The sequence below is a fragment of the Sulfurimonas paralvinellae genome (assembly GCF_014905135.1).
In the GTDB taxonomy this organism is placed as follows: Bacteria; Campylobacterota; Campylobacteria; order Campylobacterales; family Sulfurimonadaceae; genus Sulfurimonas; species Sulfurimonas paralvinellae.
Genome location: NZ_CP041406.1, coordinates 1,421,333 through 1,439,654, shown reverse-complemented (window position 1 = coordinate 1,439,654; position 18,322 = coordinate 1,421,333). Strand labels below are relative to the sequence as shown.

The following is an 18,322-nucleotide window of genomic DNA, read 5'->3' as shown; positions in this document are numbered from 1 at the left end:
TTTGAAAAATTTAAAAACTGGAGTCACAATTTTTCAACTTTTTCTACAAAAAGTTATATCTGCAGATATTCCTCTTGTCTTATTGCGGCCGAGAGAAATTTCTGAAGAAATATCTTATAGCGGAGATTATGATTTTTTTGTTCACCCTCATTATAATCATGAACTTTTAAAAATAATGTTTGAATTGGGAGTAGAAACAGGTACTTCCTTTAGTATTTCAAGAAAAAAGCATGCTAAAGTAGATATAAATATCTATGATAAAGAAGACAACAAGGTAATCGCTTTAGAAATTTGGAATTTTTTATCTGTAGATGATCCTTATGGTAGAACACAGCGATATATTTTTCCAAATATATTACAGCAGCATATTCAAAAAGATAAAAATAGTTTTCGTCTTTCTTTAGAGATAGAAGCTCTTTATTACCTTTCTCATCTCTATACAGGAAAGAAAAAAATAACGACACCGCTTGTTCAAGAAAGAATAAAATATTACACTCTGATGCTTCAAGAGAATCATGATGAATATTATCTATTGTTTAAAGATCTACAAGAACAAAGAGAAGATATTAAAAAAGTCGCTCATAAGGCAAACATTATATTATGCAGTAAAGGTATATTAAAAGAAAAAAATTTGCTAAATATGCTAGAAGAGTTTCCTTTAAAGTACTGGGCAACTGTAGACAGAACAAGAAGAATGCTATTTAAAAAAGTACGAATTATTCCAGTTGAGGGAGCAGATGGTGTTGGCAAAACTACAATTGTCCAAAAGATTATAGATGAGGACAAAAAGCATTTTAGTTCCTTTAGATTTAAAAAAACATTTCGTTCTTCTCCTCTCTATCGTCTGTTTCTTCCACTTTTAAAAAGACGAGTTACCAAAGTTGTGCCAGAGGTTGAGATAGGGAAGACAGAAATTGATGAGGTGTATGGTGAATTTGTACTTTTTAATGCTCTTCTCCTTTTTCCTTTTAGATTTGTAAGCAGTTTTTTTAGTAAAAAAACAGTATTTGTAGATAGATATTTTGATGAATATTTAATAATAAACTTACGTTTAAAGCAGAGAAAAGCATACCTAAGGAAAAATTGGCAATCTCTTTTAAAATTTATTCCACGTACTTATATGATTTTTCATTTTGATGCACCAACGGAGAAAATTCTCAAGCGAAAAGATGAACTAAACAAAGAAGGCATCGAAGCATATCGAAATTATCTTTTTGAAATTTATCTTCAAAAGCCTTATAGAGTTTATACTTATGTGAATACAGACACAGAGGTTGAAAAATCGGTAGATTTAATGTTAAAAATAATAAAAGGAGAAGTGTAATGATTACACTACCTAATGAGATTTTGGGAAAAGGAAATGAACGGGTGTGTTATCTGCACCCGCAAGACCCAGAGAAAATTATCAAAATTAGTTATGACAGAGAGAAGGGACGTTCTAAGCAAAGTGATATAGAAATTACATACTATAAAGAACTTCAAAAAAGAAAAAATCAAAAAAACTTGTACAAACATCTTCCTCGCTTTTATGGAGAAATTGAAACAGATAAAGGAAAAGGGATGATTGTTGATCTTGTAAAAGATTTCGATGGGACTGTTTCTAAAAGCTTTGAATACTATATGAAGCGAGATGGTATAAAACCTTATAGAGATGAATTGGAAGAATATAAACAATATTTTTTAGATAATCTTATTATCTTTAATTATGGGATGATGCCAAAAAATATTTTACGAAGACGTCTTGACGAAAACAATGCAGAATTGGTTTTGATTGATGGACTTGGAGACGTTGCTTTTTTTAAATTTCCAAACAAAATTCCTTATTTTGCGCGTAAGAAAATTTTGCGAAGATGGATTAAGTTTTTCAATAAATATATAAAGGATTGATGATGTATGCAATTTCAACAAAATACATGCTTTTCTTGGAAAAGTTAAAATCAATCATACAAAATAAAGATACACTTACGCTTTGGATGAATAATCTGCTTGTATTATATGCATTTTTTTTGCCAATAGCTCAGAGTATTAAAGCTAAAATATTTATTGCAATATTAATACTCTTTTTTATCAGAGGAGATGTAAAATACTATTTAAAAGAAGCATGGAAAAATCAAGTTGTAAGAGCTTTTGTCTATTTATTTGTAATATATGTATTGGGATTACTTTGGAGTGAAAATATTAAAGAAGGATTACGTTGGGTTAAAAGTATCAAGTATGGACTTTATTTAATAGTGTTTTATTCTTTTGTAGATGGCAGATATATTAAAAGAGTGTTGGCGGCTTTTATTTCTGGAATGCTTTTAAGTGAAATAATATCTTATGGAATGATTTTACATATTCTTCCGTGGAAATTCTCTTTATTGGGGGTAACCATATATGAAGCACCAACTCCAGTGGATCCATCTCCATTTTTAAATCATATACATTATGGTGTTGCTCTTTCTTTAGTTGTTATATTGTTGGCCCAACAGATATATTTGAGTCATAAGCCTTTGATCGTAAAAATATTTATGAGTATCTTTATATTCACAGCAAGTGCAAATATCTTTGTGACAGGTGGACGAACGGGTTATGTGACCTTTATATTGTTGTTATTGATATTAGCTATTTTTTATTTAAGAAAATGGGCTATTATTGGATTGACTTTTGTAATACTTGTAGTTGGTATTGCTCTTGAAACCAGCCCTATATTACAACAGAAAGTACAACAGACAACTTTAAGTGCTAAACAACTATTGTCAAAAGATCCGAATTTCAATACATCTATGGGAATCAGGGCAGGGATGTACTACTATGGCATGAAAGCGATCGGAAATAATTTAGTGTTTGGTGTTGGAACAGGTGATTCTATGGATGTAATACGTGACACTGCACCAAAGGAATGGGAGGGCCGTAAGCAACCACATGAACATAATCAGTATTTTTCAACTTTCATGAAATTAGGTTTTGTTGGGCTTCTGGTCTTTTTAAATATCTTCTATCAAATATTTCGTTATAAGCAAGAAGATAAAGAGTTGCGATTTATTATGGTCTTTACAACATTAACAGTTGCTTTTGGAATCTTGACAACACAGTTTAATTTACGTTTTTTTATGCCATTATGGGTTGTAATGTTAAGTATCACACTTATTCAAAAAAATAGACAAACAATTCTTAGAAATTTGAATGATAAGCAGATAATGTTACAGATAATTGGAGCAGGAATGTTCTTTTTTATACTTTATATCTTTCTTAAAGGATCACATTGATTAGAGAGTTTCTTTAATGTGATCTTTGCTACATCTTGAGCTGAAAGATCTTCAATATCTATAGTTGTGTTGTTCGTTCCAAGGGCACCATACGTTGCAATATCTGTTTTGTTAAAAAGAGCAAGCACCTTTGCTTGTGAGGCAACAGCTAAGTGCATAGGGCCAGTGTCAGCACTGATAAAAAGGTCACAAAGTGTAAAAAATGCACCTAGTACACGCAGGTTTTTGTTAGAGTATTTCAGGACATTACTGTTTAGCTTTTTGGGAATATCTGGAGAAAGTATATCAATGACAGTTATTTCATTATCAAGGTTGATCAGTGCTTCAAACCATTCATTCCACCAATTATCGCTGATTTTCTTATCAAATCTTGCATTTCTGAAAATAGCAATTACTTTTTTATTTGATGAAATATTATGATTATGGAAAAGTGTCGTAAAATCCTTTTTTGCTATTTCCTTTTCCTCTTGTGTTAATTTAATATCAAGTGTAGGTGTCTCGTTTGGAAAAGGGATTTGAAAGAAACGTAAAAACTCAAGACTCTCTAATCCCATATGATTATAATGTTTTTGACCTCTCACTTGCAGATGAGTGAGTTTTGTCCATAGTTTTTTTGCTCCTTGAAAACTCACTTTATTGTTTGCTTTAAGTAATGATGTGACGATTTGAGCACTTGTTGAAGGTCCAGACATATTTATTGCTAGATCATAGGTTGTTTTTCGTGTTTGTTTAATGTAGGAAAGTAAAGCTAGTGGATGGAGGAGCATTTTTCGAGGTATATCTATAATCCTATTCACATTTGGCATAGGTTCTAAAATATTACCAGCTAATTTTAGACCCACAATAATATCAATTTTTGCATGCGGAAAATATTTTTGCAATTCATTGATAAATGGAGTCAGAAAGATAAGATTGCCTATTCGATAATTAGGTCGAATAATGACAATGGTCTCAATCTCTTTATTATTCAAAGAGGTAGGCAAGTTTTTATTTCTAGAAAATTTAGCAAGAAAAGCATTAAGAAAATCTGAAATTTTTTTTCTGGCAATAATATGGAATGGGTATTTCATTAGGCACTTTTCTGTAATTATAGCAAATTAATATTTAACAGTGAATTGGATAAAATAAGGAACTTATTTATTGGAGAGAACTTGATAGAGATAATAAAACGATTTTGGCCTTATATAAAAGAGTATAAATTTTACTACATGCTTGTCATCTTTGGCGGTATATTGATTGTCATATCCACGGCGGCATCGGCGCAGATTATGAAGCCTCTGATGGATGATATGTTCATTGCGAAGAAAAAGGAGATGCTTTATCTCATTCCGTTCGGATTGATCGGGATCTATGCGACCAAGGCAGTCGGAAAATATATTCAGACTGTTTTTATGGAGTATATCGGACAGAGTATTGTGACGCGTTTTCGTGAGATCTTGCTTTCACACATTATCTCGCAGGATATGGCGTATCTTTACATTAATCGAAGTGGAGAGCTTATTTCACGTGTTACCAATGACATTGGGCGCATTCAGACCTTTGTAGCAAATATCTTGCCGGATCTGTTTCGTGATGTTTTGGCGGTTATTGCACTAGTAGGCTATATCATATACTTAAATCCAATGCTTTCATTTTACACTTTAGTAGTTGTGCCTTTGGCTATTATTCCGTTGATGAGCATTGCTAGGCGACTTAAAAAATATTCTCACCGAGCTCAGGAAAAAAATGCCGATATCGTTACCCGTCTGACAGAAGTTTTTAACAACTCTGAGATCATCAAAGCAAATGATACACAGGAGTTTGAGCTGGGGCGTTTTCGTGAGCATAACTGGCAGTTCTTTAAGATAAATATGAAAACGGTTTATGTCGGTGCGCTTGTTCCGCCTTTAATGGAGATGCTCGGCGTTACCGGGCTTGCAGCGGTTATCTATGTCGGCGGCAAAGAGGTCTTTGAAGGGCGAATGACAGTCGGAGAATTTACGGCATTCATTACAGCGGTAGGGCTTGTCTTCGAGCCGATTCGTAAACTCAGCGGGACATATGCAAAGATTCAGGATGCCTTAGCGGCAAGTGAGCGTGTTTTTGATGTCCTTGATACAAAACCAACTATTGTTGATGGTACAAAAATTTTGGATGAAGATATTAAAACTGTTGAGTTTAAAGATGTTTCATTGATGTATGAAGGCAGTTATGCTCTGCGTAATGTAAATGTAAAAATAAACGATGGACAAAAGATCGCGCTTGTTGGGGACAGCGGCGGTGGAAAATCTACTTTTATTTCGATGCTGCTTCGTTTTTATGATCCCGATGAAGGCGTTGTGAAGATAAATGATGTCGATATCAAAGAGTATAATCTTGCATCACTCAAACATCATATAGCACTTGTTACACAGCGGGTGTACATCTTTCAGGACTCTTTGGCTGCGAATGTCGCTTATGGCGAAGAGGAGATAGATGAAGCGAGAGTTATAGAAGCGCTGAAGCTTGCCGATGCTTATGAGTTTGCAATGGCGCTAGAAGATGGCATACATACGATGATGAGTGAGGCAGGAAGTAATCTTTCAGGCGGACAGCGCCAGCGTATATCCATCGCCCGTGCAATTTATAAACATGCATCACTGCTGCTTTTTGATGAAGCAACCTCTGCGCTTGATAACGAGAGTGAAAAACGCATACAAAAAGCGCTTGATGCCTATACAAAAGACAAAATAACTATCACGATTGCACATAGACTCTCTACTATAGAGCATGCTGACAAGATACTGGTACTGCAGCAGGGCGAGATAGTGGCAAGCGGAACATATAGTGAGCTTTTAGAGAGTTCAGAGGTATTTCAAAGGTTAGCTGGAGAGCTTAAAGAGTAGCTTTTATGAGTTCTTCAACACTTTTTGGCCATAATCACGATAACTAAAATCGTGCCGTTGGTTAGATATTTATAAATTTCAGGACAAATCCTCCCTTCGGTCTGAGCCTAAAATTTACAAATATCTAAACAACTATACAGAAGCATTACAAAATAAGACAGGAAAATAACGATGGAACTAGATTTCGCAAAATTTACAAAATACTCAAAACCGGGACCGAGATATACTTCATATCCGACAGCTTTGGAGTTTAAAGATGATTTTTTATATGATGATTATATTAAAAAGTTGGAATCTCAAGACTCTTCTCGTCCTTTAAGCCTTTATTTTCATCTTCCTTTTTGTAAAAATGCTTGTTATTTCTGCGGTTGTAATGTCGTCTTTACCTCGAAAGAAGATAAGATGCTGCGCTATATGGATTATCTTAAACGTGAGCTTGCAATTCTTTCAAAACATTTGGACATGAATCGTGAAGTTATCCAGATGCACTTTGGCGGGGGGACACCTACGTTCTTCTCTGCCGAGCAGTTGGATGAGATCATTACCGAGATAAAGAAATATTTTCCAAATTTTGCAGATGATGCAGAGATAAGCTGTGAGATAGATCCACGTCATATCAATGAAGATCAGATGAAAGTGATGGCAGGTCACGGGTTTAACCGCGTGAGCTTCGGTATTCAAGATTTTAATGAAAAAGTGCAGCAGGCGGTTCATCGTATTCAGCCCTACAACGTCACAAAAGATGCAATGGACCTTGCACGCAAGTACAACATGCACTCTGTCAATGTGGACTTGATCTACGGTCTGCCGTTTCAAACGCTTGACACCTTTAAAGAGACGCTTGATCTAGCTTTAACGCTTAACCCTGACAGATTTGCCGTATTTAATTATGCTCACGTACCATGGCTGAAAAAGACAATGCGTAAGATCGATGAAACGACACTGCCAAGACCGGACGAGAAGCTTGCTATTATGCAGTACACCATAGATTTCTTAACGTCAAATGGTTACAAGATGATTGGGATGGATCACTTTGCAAAACCTGACGATGAACTTTTCAAAGCGATTGAAAAAGGGGAGCTTCACAGAAACTTCCAGGGTTATACAACAAAAGGCGGTGCAGATCTCATCGGTGTAGGACTTACTTCTATAGGCGAGGGTGTTGATTATTATGCACAGAACTTTAAAGATATGCCTTCGTATGAAGCGGCAATAGATGCCGGCAAATTACCTTTTGAGCGCGGTGTGATGCTCAGTGATGATGATATGATCCGTCAATATGTCATTATGGAGCTTATGAGCAACTTTAAATTGGACATTAAAAGATTTGAATCTTTGTTCGATGTAGAATTTAAGGTATATTTCGAAGATGCACTGCGTGAGCTTGAAGTTTTTGCTGCAGAAGATCTTATCTCAGTATCTGATGAGCATATTGAGTGTAGCGAGACTGGAACACTACTCATTCGTAATATTGCAATGCCTTTTGATGCTTATATGCAGCAACATGCAGGCAGTTCAAAAACATTTTCAAAAACGGTATAGTAATGGATAAAAAACCAGAAGATATTTTTAGTTTCGATAAAATAGCCGATGATTGTGTGAAATGCGGGAAGTGTATTCCTGTATGTACCATTCACCGTGTCAACGCCGATGAGGTGACCTCACCTCGTGGATTTATCGATCTTTTAGGTGCTTACAAGCGTGGTAATCTTGAACTCGACAAAACAGCGAAAGATATTTTTGAATCATGTTTTTTGTGTACTGCCTGTGTTGAAGTCTGTCCAAAATCACTGCCTACTGACATGATAATCGAGCAGGCACGTGCGGATATCGCTCAAAAATTCGGAATTGCATGGTATAAAAAAGCATTTTTTCTTCTGTTGCGTCACCGTTGGCTCAATGATATTGCCTTTAAACTCGGCTGGGTATTTCAGACCTGCGGATTTAAGATAAAAGCGGATATCGATTCGATGCATTCACGTTTCAATCTGCCGATGTTAAAAGCCGACAGACTGCTGCCAAGTTTGAAAAAAACCTCGTTTTTAAACGCACATCCTGAAAATATCGACAATGGCGGTAAACGTAAAGTTGCGATCTTTATCGGTTGTCTTGGAAATTATAACTTTCGTAATATCGGGGATTCTCTTTTAGAGATACTTGAGCACCTCGAGATCGATGCCTTTTTGGCAAAAAGTCAGAAGTGCTGCTCGGCACCTGCTTATTTTACGGGTGACTTTGATACGGTAGATCATAATGCCAAGTTCAACATCGAGTACTTTGAAAAATTTTCTGATGATGTTGAAGCTATCTTAGTGCCTGAAGCGACATGTTCGGCTATGCTCAAAATTGACTATGAACATTATTTTCATGACCAGCCGGAGTGGCAGGAGCGTGCACGCAAAGTGATGAAAAAGGTCTTTATGGCGACAGAGTGGCTGCAGCATCATACAGAACTTGAATCAATCTTAGCGAAGAAAAAACAAAACACAAAAATCGTCACTTATCATGATCCGTGTCATGCCAAAAAAATGCAGGGAATACATGAAGAGCCGAGAAATCTCATTCGCCAAAATTATAAAATAGTAGAGATGAGTGACCCCAATGCCTGTTGTGGATTTGGCGGGGTGACAATGCAGTCTGAGAAGTATCACTTTGCAAAAGCGGTAGGTGTGCCAAAAGCGGCAATGATCAAAGAGACAAAGGCTGAAATTGTCAGTGCGGAGTGCTCGGCCTGCCGTATGCAGATAAATGCTTCAATGAACTATGCCGGAGTAGAGACGGTTTTTAAAAACCCAATTGAGCTTATCGCTGATTCTTTGAGAGATTAGATGCAGCATTTTGTCTGGGACGCTGACCCGATAGCGCTTTCTCTTGGTCCTGTGCATGTATTTTGGTATGGTGTTTTATTTGCAACTGCCATTTTGGCAGGGTTGGAATTTATGAAGCGTGTCTATCGTTTGGAAGGCAAAGATGAAAATACAATAGAGCCGCTTTTTATCTATGCCATCATCGGGATTGTCATCGGTGCAAGACTTGGACACTGTCTTTTTTACGATCCTGATTATTATCTTGCCCACCCTATGAAAATATTTGCTGTCTGGGAAGGCGGTCTTGCTTCTCACGGCGGTGGTTTGGGTGTTTTGATTGCCCTTTATCTTGGCTGTAAAAAGTACAAGATTGACTTTATGTGGCTGATTGACAGACTCGTTATTCCTACGGCTCTTTTTGGTTTTTTTGTCCGTATGGGCAATTTTATGAACTCTGAGATCCTTGGAAAACCTACCGATGTGCCTTGGGCTGTTGTTTTTAGCCGAGTTGACAATATACCGCGTCATCCTGCACAGCTCTATGAAGCATTTTCCTATTTCATTATCTTTTTTATACTTACATTTATCTATAAAAAATATCATGAAAATCTCAAATCTGGCTTTTTATTCGGTCTCTTTTTGCTACTTGTTTTTACGGTGCGTTTTCTTGTTGAGTTTGTTAAAACAAGACAGGCAGATTATTCGCTTGGAATCGAGCTTAATACTGGACAACTGTTAAGCATTCCGTTCTTGCTTCTTGGACTCTTTTTAGTTCTCTATTCACTACGAAAAAGAGCTTGATGCAGAAGGTCATCCTTTTTTATTTCCTTTTTATCAATCTTCTGGCTTTTTTGATTTACGGCTACGATAAATTCATTGCTTCAAAAACAAAAGCCAGAAGGATCTCTGAGCGTGAGCTGCATACTTTTTCAATCATTGGCGGTTTTTTAGGTGCAACGCTCGCCATGGCGATTTTTCATCACAAAATCTCAAAAAGCTCTTTTCTTATCAAACACATCATCATACTTTTTCTGTGGATAGCAGGGATACTCTGCTACTTCACGCAGGTTGATGAACTTAATTTTTTAGGATAATTATCTATCTTTTCTGTTAAGTTTTCTGTCTCGGTGAACAGAGAGTTTCCATAAGTAGTTGACTAGAAAATAAGCGGCAAGTGAACCGAATATGGAGTACATTGCTGTGCCGAAATAGAGTGGTATGAAGATATTGCCCATATTGTCTTTAAACCACTCCAGCGTCATTTGAACCGGTTCTGGCTGAATGCCTAAGAGAAAAGAGCCCGTGAGATATTCCATGTAATACATTGGCGGCATGGTAATAGGATTGCTCAGCCAGCACATAGCAAGGGCAATAGGGACATTGAAACGGACAAATGGAACAAAAAGAAGTACGGCTGCCATCTGCATCGGCATAGGGATAAAAGCGATAAATAGCCCGATGAGGACACCGCGTGAGATCATCTTTCTGCTTGTCGAGAGATATTCAGGCGGAATTTTGTACTTTTTTATAAAGTCCCGGAGCTTTTTATGTGAAGAGGTTTTTTTGAGTGTTTTTCGTATCATGCCAAATCTTAGATAGTATGTAAAAATAATATATTTTGAAAGTATATCTTTTTTACGGTAAATCTGGCTGAGGTCTGTCGAAATAGTAGCCTTGGGATTTATTGACGCCAAGAGTGATGAGTTTGTCGTGTATCTCTTTTGTCTCAACATATTCGCCAATCGTTTCAATCTGCATCTCTTTTGCAAATGCCACGATAACGGAGGTGATAAGCTCGGAGCGTTTGTTGTGAACGATCTCACTGATGATACTGCCGTCAATTTTAATGTAATCAGCCTGTAGTTTCATGAGATGCTCAAAGTTCGAGTAGCCGGTTCCAAAGTCATCTATTGATATCCTGCAGCCGTACGATTTGACTTTATTGATAAAGGCTTCGACTTTGTCGAAGTTCTCTATACTTTCACTTTCGACGATTTCAAAGATAACCCGCTTGGAAATATCATAATGTTCCAGTGTTTCAAATATCATAGCCGTTATTTTTTTGTCGAGAATATCATCAATGGTCAGATTGATAGAAAAATCATAGTCAGTATCTTTAAAAGCTGCAAAGCTTTTTTCTATAACGATACGTGTCAGTTGTTTATAGAGTTTTGATTTTTTCGCAATTTCCAGAAAATTATCGGGTGCGATGGCATTACCATTTCTGTCAATGAGGCGTAGAAGAGTTTCATATTTATAGATAGTATGGGTTTCATTATCCATAATTGGTTGAAAGTAGGGAAGTATTCTATCTTCTTTTATAGCATCCCGCATCTCTTTAATCCAGTGGATATTGTTTTCATATTCGTCATTGAGTGAAAGTTTTTGCGTGTAAAAAGCAAGATTTCTTTTACTGCGGCGCGCAGATTTGATCGCCATATTGGCCGTTGGAAGCAGTTGTGAAGCATCTTCACGAGAGATACCTACGGTAATGTTGAGTGAAATTTCCTGCTCATCAATCTCAAGTGGATGTTCATTAATGTAACCTATGAGTTGTTTAATGTTCTTTGTCAGTTTTTGCGTGTCCTGCTCATAAGAAAGAATGACAAATTCATCACCACTGAGTCTGTAAAGCTCACAACTTTGATGTGATTGCAGCATCTTTTGCAGTAGAGCACTAAAAGCAATGAGAACTTTGTTTCCGAAGTTTTCGCCAAAAAGGTCATTGACTTGGGAAAATCTGTCAATATTGATAAGAATGAGTGATGCCCCTTCTTTTTCATTTTTCTTCTTTACTAATGCGGCTCTGTTTTTTAACTGCGTGAGGGAATCCGTGTAAAGCATAGTTTGGAGCTCTTTTGTGTACTCTAAAAGTTGTTCATTTTTGGCTTTTAGTTTTGCATTTATATTTCTGTTTTTATTATAGACAAAAAATTTAAGCAGATAGTAGATACCTGTAAGCGATGCCGATATGTTTAAAAAGAAAAAGATCTCCTGTGCACTTTTTGGCATGAGATGCTCATTATGGGCAATGAGCCAGGGATCGATAAAAACAGAAAAAGCCATTAGTCCCAAAAATGAAAGCAGCCAAAACTTTGCCTCCCCTCGTTTTTCATGAATAATGGCTGCTATAGGAGCAAAAAATGCCCAGACCATAACGTAGCTGCTGTTTGCAAAACCTCCGAGTATCCACATCAGTACAAACGGCAGGATCAGTACAAGAAACATCTGTGTTTTTTGCACTGCAAGCAGATTATTCGTTCTCTTGTAATGCCAAAGATTGAAAAGTGAAATAAAACTATATAGTATAGGAACAGATGCCGCAGTATATTGGCCATAAATAAGGTAGATAAGTGCCCAGACAAAACTGATGGGACCTATAAGCATGGGAACAATGATGATAGAGATCTCACGCAGCTTCTTGGAATCAAATTCAAGCTTGTTTAACTGAGAGAGATCATTAAAATAATTTTTATACGTTGCTATCATTCTCTGGGTGCCTAATATTATCTTTTTGTGAGAATTATATCACAAATATATCACACGTTACTATTAAATTTTATTATCACATTTATTACAGTTATCTTTAAGACAGCATCTTTATGCTAAAATCTTTTTATAAAAGAGATAAGGATAACAATGTCATTTGAAAAACTGGGTGTATTTAAACCGTTACTTAATGCCATAGACGATCTGGGTTACAGTGAACCAACAATAATACAACGAAGGGCCATCCCTTTGGTTTTACAAAAAAAAGACATTTTCGCGACAGCACAGACGGGAACGGGAAAGACAGCTGCTTTTGCTTTGCCGATATTGCAGCGTCTTCGTAAACATCAAGAAGATAAAGGTATTCGTGCTGTCATACTCTCTCCTACACGTGAGTTGTCTATACAAATCTATGAAGATATCACAGCCTATGCAAAATATATGGATATAAAGACAGATATCTTGGTCGGCGGCAAAGATCTTCAAAAACAGCGCCAGCGTCTTAAAAGCGGGACAGAGATTGTCATTGCCACGCCGGGACGATTGCTTGAACATATTGAAAATGGTTTGAATCTTAATGATGTCGAGATCTTTGTGCTTGATGAAGCAGACAGAATGCTGGATATGGGATTTACAAAAGATATTCGAAAGATTCATCCGCTGCTGCCAAAGAGACATCAGACGCTACTCTTTTCTGCAACATTTTCGGACAAAGTACGTAAACTCTCCAAACTTATTTTGACAAAGCCGGCATTTATCGAGACGGCAAAGAAGAACACAACGGTCGATACGATCAACCAGATAGCCTATCAGGTTGATACTGCACGCAAAGCGGAACTTCTTGCCTATCTCATCGGCTCACGCAACTTTCCACAGGTTTTGGTTTTTACACGAACAAAATCGAGTGCGGATGAACTTGCCGAGGAGCTGAAAAAAGACGGTCTCAAGTGTGGTGTGATCCATGGTGACAAAACAAAAGCAAATCGTCTCAAAACGCTCACGCAGTTTAAAGAGGGAAAATTCAAAGTCCTTGTAGCAACAGATATCGCCTCACGCGGACTTGACATTGAAGAGCTGCCGTATGTCATTAACTATGAACTGCCGAGCATTCCGGAAGATTATGTTCACAGAGTAGGGCGAACAGGACGTGCAGGCCGTGAAGGTGAAGCTATCAGTCTTATTGATATCTATGAAAAATTTGACATTAAAGAGATAGAAAAGCTCATTGGACAAAAGATACCAAAAGATGTCGTGGAAGGGTTTGAGCCAGATCCTAACATACGCCGTAAAGATATTGATGAGGTAAAACTCAAAGCCGAACATAAAAAAGAGGCAAAGAAGTTTGTCAAGAAACAAGCGCCAAAAGCAGTTACTGCAAAATCTTTAAAGAGTGCGAAGAAAAAGAGAAAGACAACGAAAAGAGATTAAATAATATCTTCCTCCTCTTCATCGAAAAGTTGGTGGTATAAAAGTCCATAGGCGATATAGACAGTTGGAATACTCCAGATAAGTCCGATGCCAAACGGAATAGCTGAGAGTAAAATAAAAAAGAATGAAACAATCCCCAGTCCGAAGAAGCGAAACCACTGCTTTGTAATTGTCTTGCGTGAGAGCTCCATAGCATTCCAGACTGAAAGATTTTTGTCTGCAATGAGCGGCAGAGCGTATATATAGGCGATAGAGAGATAGATGCCTGGTATGATAAAAGCGATCAACCCAAGAACAGTAAAGAGTACGATAAGAAAATACCCTAGAAGCAAGTAGGGATATTGTCCAAAATAATCAAAGATCTGTTTGACGGAGAGTTCTTCGCCTCTGGCACGTGTAATACCGAGAATGATGATACCAACAGAGATTGGCAGTGTTAAAAGTGTGAGTATCAAGTCAAGATAATCTTGAATCTGCGGCATGATCAGCAGTAATACAAAAGCGATGACGATTTGAATAAGCAGATAAAGGAGCATTGCCCCCATAAATGTTCCCTTGACGCCGTTTGAACGATTCAGTGCCTCTTTTAAAACACCAAAGATAGAAAAAGTGTACTCTTGCATTGGTACTCCTACATAAAAATAATAATGAAGTATACCTTATTTGTAAAAAACTGCAAGCCAGATTGTTTTTGCCTCTTTTTTTGTCCAGAGAACTTTATGTTTTACATGCGCAGGGATATTTATGGAGTCACCGACTTGCAGATGAGTCTCTGCTCCATCATCAAATGCCAGCATCGCTTCACCTTCTAAAAGCACTACCCACTCATTTTCATCCTGGTCATACCACTCTTCTTCCTGCGAACTCTGTCCGTAGGAGATGATACGTTCTATCTTGACATTCTTACTCTCTACGACTGTTTCAAAAAGCTCTTGCGTGAGGTCAGACGGTATATTTTGAAATATATTTGATTTTTTCATAATAGTATTGTACTATTATTTTAGAGGTGCCCTTAATGTTTAGAGATTATACTTTGGAAATACTGTATCGTGATGACTATCTGATCGCCATTAACAAACCAAGCGGGCTATTGGTGCATAAGTCGATGATAGACAGACATGAGATCTATTATGCGATGAAGCTGCTGCGTGATCAGCTTGGCGGTCAGTGGGTATATCCTGTCCATCGTCTTGATAAGCCGACATCGGGTGTTTTGCTCTTTGCTTTAGAGAGTGAAACAGCGCGACTTTTGAGTGAGCAGTTTAAAGAACATAGCATCAAAAAAGAGTATATCGCGGTCGTTCGCGGCTATACAGAAGAAAAAGGCAAGATAGTGCACGCACTTAAAGAGAAGCTCGATAAGATTTCTGACAAAAAAGCGCGTAAAGACAAAGATGCGCAGGAAGCCGTGACAGATTATGAACGCTTGGCAGTTGTCGAGCTTGACTATGCTGTTGGCAGATATGAAAAAACCCGATACTCTTTAGTGAAGCTTTTACCACAAACTGGCAGGAAACATCAACTCAGGCGGCATATGAAACATATTTCACATCATATTTTGGGAGATACGAAGTATGGCAGAGGAGAGCACAACAAATTCATACGCTCACGCTACAGTATGAATCGGCTGCTGCTTCACTGCAATGCTTTGGAAATAGTGCATCCTTACACAGAAGAAGCATTACGCTTTGAAGCCGGTTATGATGAAGTGTTTATGATGATACTTAATGAATTTGGATGGAGAGATAAAGTATAATCCCTCAATCAATATAAAGAAAGATAGAGAAAATGAGTAAAGAACCACAAGCGATATATCTAAAAGATTATAAAAAACCGTCATTTGCCATAAGAGAAGTAAATCTTACATTTGAACTTTTTGAAGAGTACACGATAGTCACCAATGTTATGAAGTTTTTAAAACTTGATAATGTGCAAGAGTTGCGCCTGCATGCAGAAGAGTTGGAACTTTTGGAGGTTTTTCTTGATGATGTTGCATTGGATCAAGAGAGTTACACTATAGATGAAGAGTCTCTTAGCGTTAAAAATGTAGCTGAGAGTTTTACATTGAAGATAGTTAATAAAATCTATCCGCATAAAAATACCGAGCTTGAAGGACTTTACAAGTCGGGTGATATCTTCTGTACACAGTGTGAACCGGAAGGCTTCCGACGCATTACACCTTACCTAGACAGACCGGATGTTATGAGCGTATTTACGACGACGGTCATCGCAGATAAAGAAAAATATCCCATTCTTCTTAGCAATGGAAACAAGCATCAGTGCCATGAGAATTTTGACGGACGACATGGTGTTACCTGGCATGACCCGCATCCAAAACCATCATATCTTTTTGCTCTGGTTGCCGGAGATCTCGGAAGTGTCAGCGATGAATTTACAACGATGTCTGGAAACAAGGTAGCGCTTAATATCTATGTAGATAAAGGTAACGAGTCAAAATGTTCTCACGCAATGCGTTCACTTAAAGAGGCAATGCGCTGGGATGAAGAGACCTACGGACGTGAATATGATTTGGATATCTATAATATCGTCGCGGTAGACAGCTTCAATATGGGAGCGATGGAGAACAAAGGACTCAATATCTTTAACTCTGCCTATGTTTTGGCCAATACCGATACAGCGACAGATGCTAACTTTATGGGCATCGAGTCGGTTATCGCTCATGAATATTTTCATAACTGGACAGGAAACCGAATCACCTGCCGTGATTGGTTTCAGTTGACACTCAAAGAGGGACTTACCGTATTTCGTGACCAGTCATTTTCGGCTGATATGAACTCACGTGAGGTGCAACGCATCGAAGATGTCAAAGGTCTGCGTGAGCGACAGTTCGTTGAAGATGCTTCGCCGACACGCCATCCGATCCAGCCAAAATCTTACATCTCGATGAATAACTTTTATACATCGACGGTCTATGAAAAGGGTGCTGAAGTAATTCGAATGATGCATACACTTCTTGGTGAGGAGAAATACCGAGCAGCGATGGATCTTTACTTCAACACCTTTGACGGTGAAGCAGTTACGACAGGGGATTTCGTCTGGGCAATGGAGCAGGCTGGCGGGATAGACCTCAAACAGTTTCAACTCTGGTACCATCAAAGCGGTACACCGAGGCTTATTGTAGATGAGAAGTTTGAAAATGGTGTTTATACTTTGATGCTCACGCAGAAAATTCTTGATGATGTAGATGGCTCAAAACAAGCACCTATGTACTATCCCCTCAAAATGGCACTCATCAATCAAGATGGTGCTTTGGCACTGGAGAAGATGCTTATTGTCTCAAAAGAAAAAGAGAGTTTTTCTTTTGATGGTTTTGCGTTTAAACCGGTACTCTCTATAAACAGAGATTTTTCCGCACCGATTATCATTGAGCAGCAAGAGAGTGACTATGCCTTTTTGATGAAGTACGATACAAACAGTTTCACGCAGTATGAAGCCACGCAAAATTTTGCCATAGAGACACTTGAATCGATGATGCAGGGATCAAAGATAGATGAGGCGTTTGTCGAAGCATATGGCTATCTGCTTGATCTGGATATTGACCTTTCCTATAAAGCACTGCTTCTGGAACTTCCATCCATTTCGACGTTGATGCAGCGTCAGGAGGTCATTGACTGTCAAATAATCTATAGTGCGCATGAAGATTTGGCAAAACATTTGGCTGATGTGTTTCAGGAGAAGTTACTCCAGATATACAAAGAAAATCATAATCCTGATTCAGATGCCATTGATGCGAAGAGTATTGCACAACGCGCGATTAAAAACCGGGTATTAAAGCTGCTTTCTGCTTCAGAGACAAAAGAGATAGCGCTTATTGCCAAAGAGCAGTATGATAACTCCATAACGATGACAGATAGAGTAACGGCGCTTGATGTGCTAGAACATACAGATGAACCGTTGGCCGAAGAAGCATTTAAAGATTTTTATAATAAATACAAAGATAATACGCTTGTGATGAATAAATATTTTGGACTCTTGTCCTCTTCACTGCGTGATGATATTCTCCATCGTGTCAAAACATTGCAAAATGATGAGGTCTATGATGACAAAGTACCGAATCTCGTTCGTTCATTGGTCGGGACATTTGCAAGAAATCATAAACACTTTCATGCAAAAGATGGAGAAGGGTATAAATTTGTAGCAGATAAGATCGTGGAAATTGACAAAATCAATCCGCAGATGGCTTCAGGGCTCTGTTCTACATTTAAAATTTATGATAAAATGAACAAAGAAAACCAAAAACTAATGAAGCGAGAACTCATGCGTGTAATTTCTACACAGGGGCTCTCAAAAAATTCTTTTGAGATAATTGATAAAATATTAAAAGAACAGTAGTTTTAAAATTTAATTAATCTTTTTAATCCCCTTATACAGGTACTTTTAAAGATTTATTTTTAAAATTTATTATAATCATAATATATAGTTATCCAATTTTGTGATGAAAAAGTGATAATATTTTGATAAGATT

Annotated in this window: 16 protein-coding genes; 11 read left to right on the top strand and 5 right to left on the bottom strand. The window is 37.5% G+C overall.

Translation table 11 applies throughout. The features are described from left to right. Position 1 precedes the first annotated feature (1 nt). Genes FM071_RS07400 through FM071_RS07390 form a run of 3 tightly spaced genes read left to right on the top strand, consistent with a single transcriptional unit; the run spans position 2 to position 3,248 of the window. Positions 2 to 1,324 (top strand): hypothetical protein, encoded by a 1,323-nt coding sequence (locus tag FM071_RS07400; protein WP_193110266.1) that lies wholly within the window; start codon positions 2 to 4, stop codon positions 1,322 to 1,324. Beyond that, on the top strand, positions 1,324 to 1,887 hold the full coding sequence (locus tag FM071_RS07395; protein ID WP_193110264.1) for a YrbL family protein: 564 nt from the start codon (positions 1,324 to 1,326) through the stop codon (positions 1,885 to 1,887). Before FM071_RS07400 ends, FM071_RS07395 begins: the two co-directional genes overlap by 1 nt. Then, the gene (locus FM071_RS07390) at positions 1,887 to 3,248 is read left to right on the top strand and encodes an O-antigen ligase family protein (RefSeq protein ID WP_193110262.1); all 1,362 of its coding nucleotides are present in this window, start codon (positions 1,887 to 1,889) and stop codon (positions 3,246 to 3,248) included. Before FM071_RS07395 ends, FM071_RS07390 begins: the two co-directional genes overlap by 1 nt. On the opposite strand, the gene FM071_RS07385 is transcribed toward FM071_RS07390, so the two are convergent. Then, positions 3,221 to 4,318 (bottom strand): glycosyltransferase family 9 protein, encoded by a 1,098-nt coding sequence (locus FM071_RS07385; RefSeq protein WP_193110260.1) that lies wholly within the window; start codon positions 4,316 to 4,318, stop codon positions 3,221 to 3,223. The genes FM071_RS07390 and FM071_RS07385 overlap by 28 nt on opposite strands. Before the next feature lie 81 nt (positions 4,319 to 4,399). Between FM071_RS07385 and FM071_RS07380 the strand changes: the two genes are divergently transcribed. From FM071_RS07380 to FM071_RS07360, 5 genes are all read left to right on the top strand, one after another. Continuing rightward, the gene (locus FM071_RS07380) at positions 4,400 to 6,112 is read left to right on the top strand and encodes an ABC transporter ATP-binding protein (protein ID WP_226960518.1); all 1,713 of its coding nucleotides are present in this window, start codon (positions 4,400 to 4,402) and stop codon (positions 6,110 to 6,112) included. 171 nt (positions 6,113 to 6,283) lie between these two features. Beyond that, positions 6,284 to 7,654, top strand: coding sequence for an oxygen-independent coproporphyrinogen III oxidase (gene hemN / locus FM071_RS07375; RefSeq protein ID WP_193110258.1), 1,371 nt, complete (start codon positions 6,284 to 6,286; stop codon positions 7,652 to 7,654). 2 nt (positions 7,655 to 7,656) lie between these two features. Continuing rightward, positions 7,657 to 8,940: a (Fe-S)-binding protein gene (locus FM071_RS07370; RefSeq protein ID WP_193110256.1), complete on the top strand. Its 1,284-nt coding sequence runs from the start codon at positions 7,657 to 7,659 to the stop codon at positions 8,938 to 8,940. Further along, complete coding sequence (lgt, locus tag FM071_RS07365; protein WP_193110254.1) at positions 8,941 to 9,720, top strand: prolipoprotein diacylglyceryl transferase; 780 nt, start codon at positions 8,941 to 8,943, stop codon at positions 9,718 to 9,720. Beyond that, on the top strand, positions 9,720 to 10,013 hold the full coding sequence (locus FM071_RS07360; RefSeq protein WP_193110252.1) for a DUF1294 domain-containing protein: 294 nt from the start codon (positions 9,720 to 9,722) through the stop codon (positions 10,011 to 10,013). Before lgt ends, FM071_RS07360 begins: the two co-directional genes overlap by 1 nt. Here the strand turns inward: FM071_RS07360 and FM071_RS07355 are convergent, their stop codons facing one another. Beyond that, positions 10,014 to 10,502: a DUF2062 domain-containing protein gene (locus FM071_RS07355; protein WP_193110251.1), complete on the bottom strand. Its 489-nt coding sequence runs from the start codon at positions 10,500 to 10,502 to the stop codon at positions 10,014 to 10,016. It lies immediately after the preceding gene. Between the two features lie 52 nt (positions 10,503 to 10,554). Then, complete coding sequence (locus FM071_RS07350) at positions 10,555 to 12,408, bottom strand: EAL domain-containing protein (protein WP_193110249.1); 1,854 nt, start codon at positions 12,406 to 12,408, stop codon at positions 10,555 to 10,557. A gap of 150 nt (positions 12,409 to 12,558) precedes the next feature. Between FM071_RS07350 and FM071_RS07345 the strand changes: the two genes are divergently transcribed. Continuing rightward, positions 12,559 to 13,836 (top strand): DEAD/DEAH box helicase, encoded by a 1,278-nt coding sequence (locus FM071_RS07345; RefSeq protein WP_193110247.1) that lies wholly within the window; start codon positions 12,559 to 12,561, stop codon positions 13,834 to 13,836. Here FM071_RS07345 and FM071_RS07340 read toward each other — a convergent pair. Then, complete coding sequence (locus FM071_RS07340) at positions 13,833 to 14,459, bottom strand: hypothetical protein (protein WP_193110246.1); 627 nt, start codon at positions 14,457 to 14,459, stop codon at positions 13,833 to 13,835. The two genes, FM071_RS07345 and FM071_RS07340, sit on opposite strands and share 4 nt — an antisense overlap. A 36-nt stretch (positions 14,460 to 14,495) precedes the next feature. Next, positions 14,496 to 14,816 carry a cupin domain-containing protein gene (locus tag FM071_RS07335; protein WP_193110244.1) on the bottom strand — a complete coding sequence of 107 codons (321 nt, stop codon included), beginning with the start codon at positions 14,814 to 14,816 and terminating at the stop codon, positions 14,496 to 14,498. A 53-nt stretch (positions 14,817 to 14,869) separates the two neighbouring features. Here FM071_RS07335 and truC point away from each other — a divergent pair, with 53 nt between their 5' ends. Next, positions 14,870 to 15,592, top strand: a complete 723-nt coding sequence (truC, locus tag FM071_RS07330) for a tRNA pseudouridine(65) synthase TruC (protein WP_226960517.1) — start codon at positions 14,870 to 14,872, stop codon at positions 15,590 to 15,592. Between the two features lie 32 nt (positions 15,593 to 15,624). Then, complete coding sequence (gene pepN, locus FM071_RS07325) at positions 15,625 to 18,189, top strand: aminopeptidase N (protein ID WP_193110240.1); 2,565 nt, start codon at positions 15,625 to 15,627, stop codon at positions 18,187 to 18,189. The last annotated feature ends 133 nt before the right edge of the window (positions 18,190 to 18,322 follow it).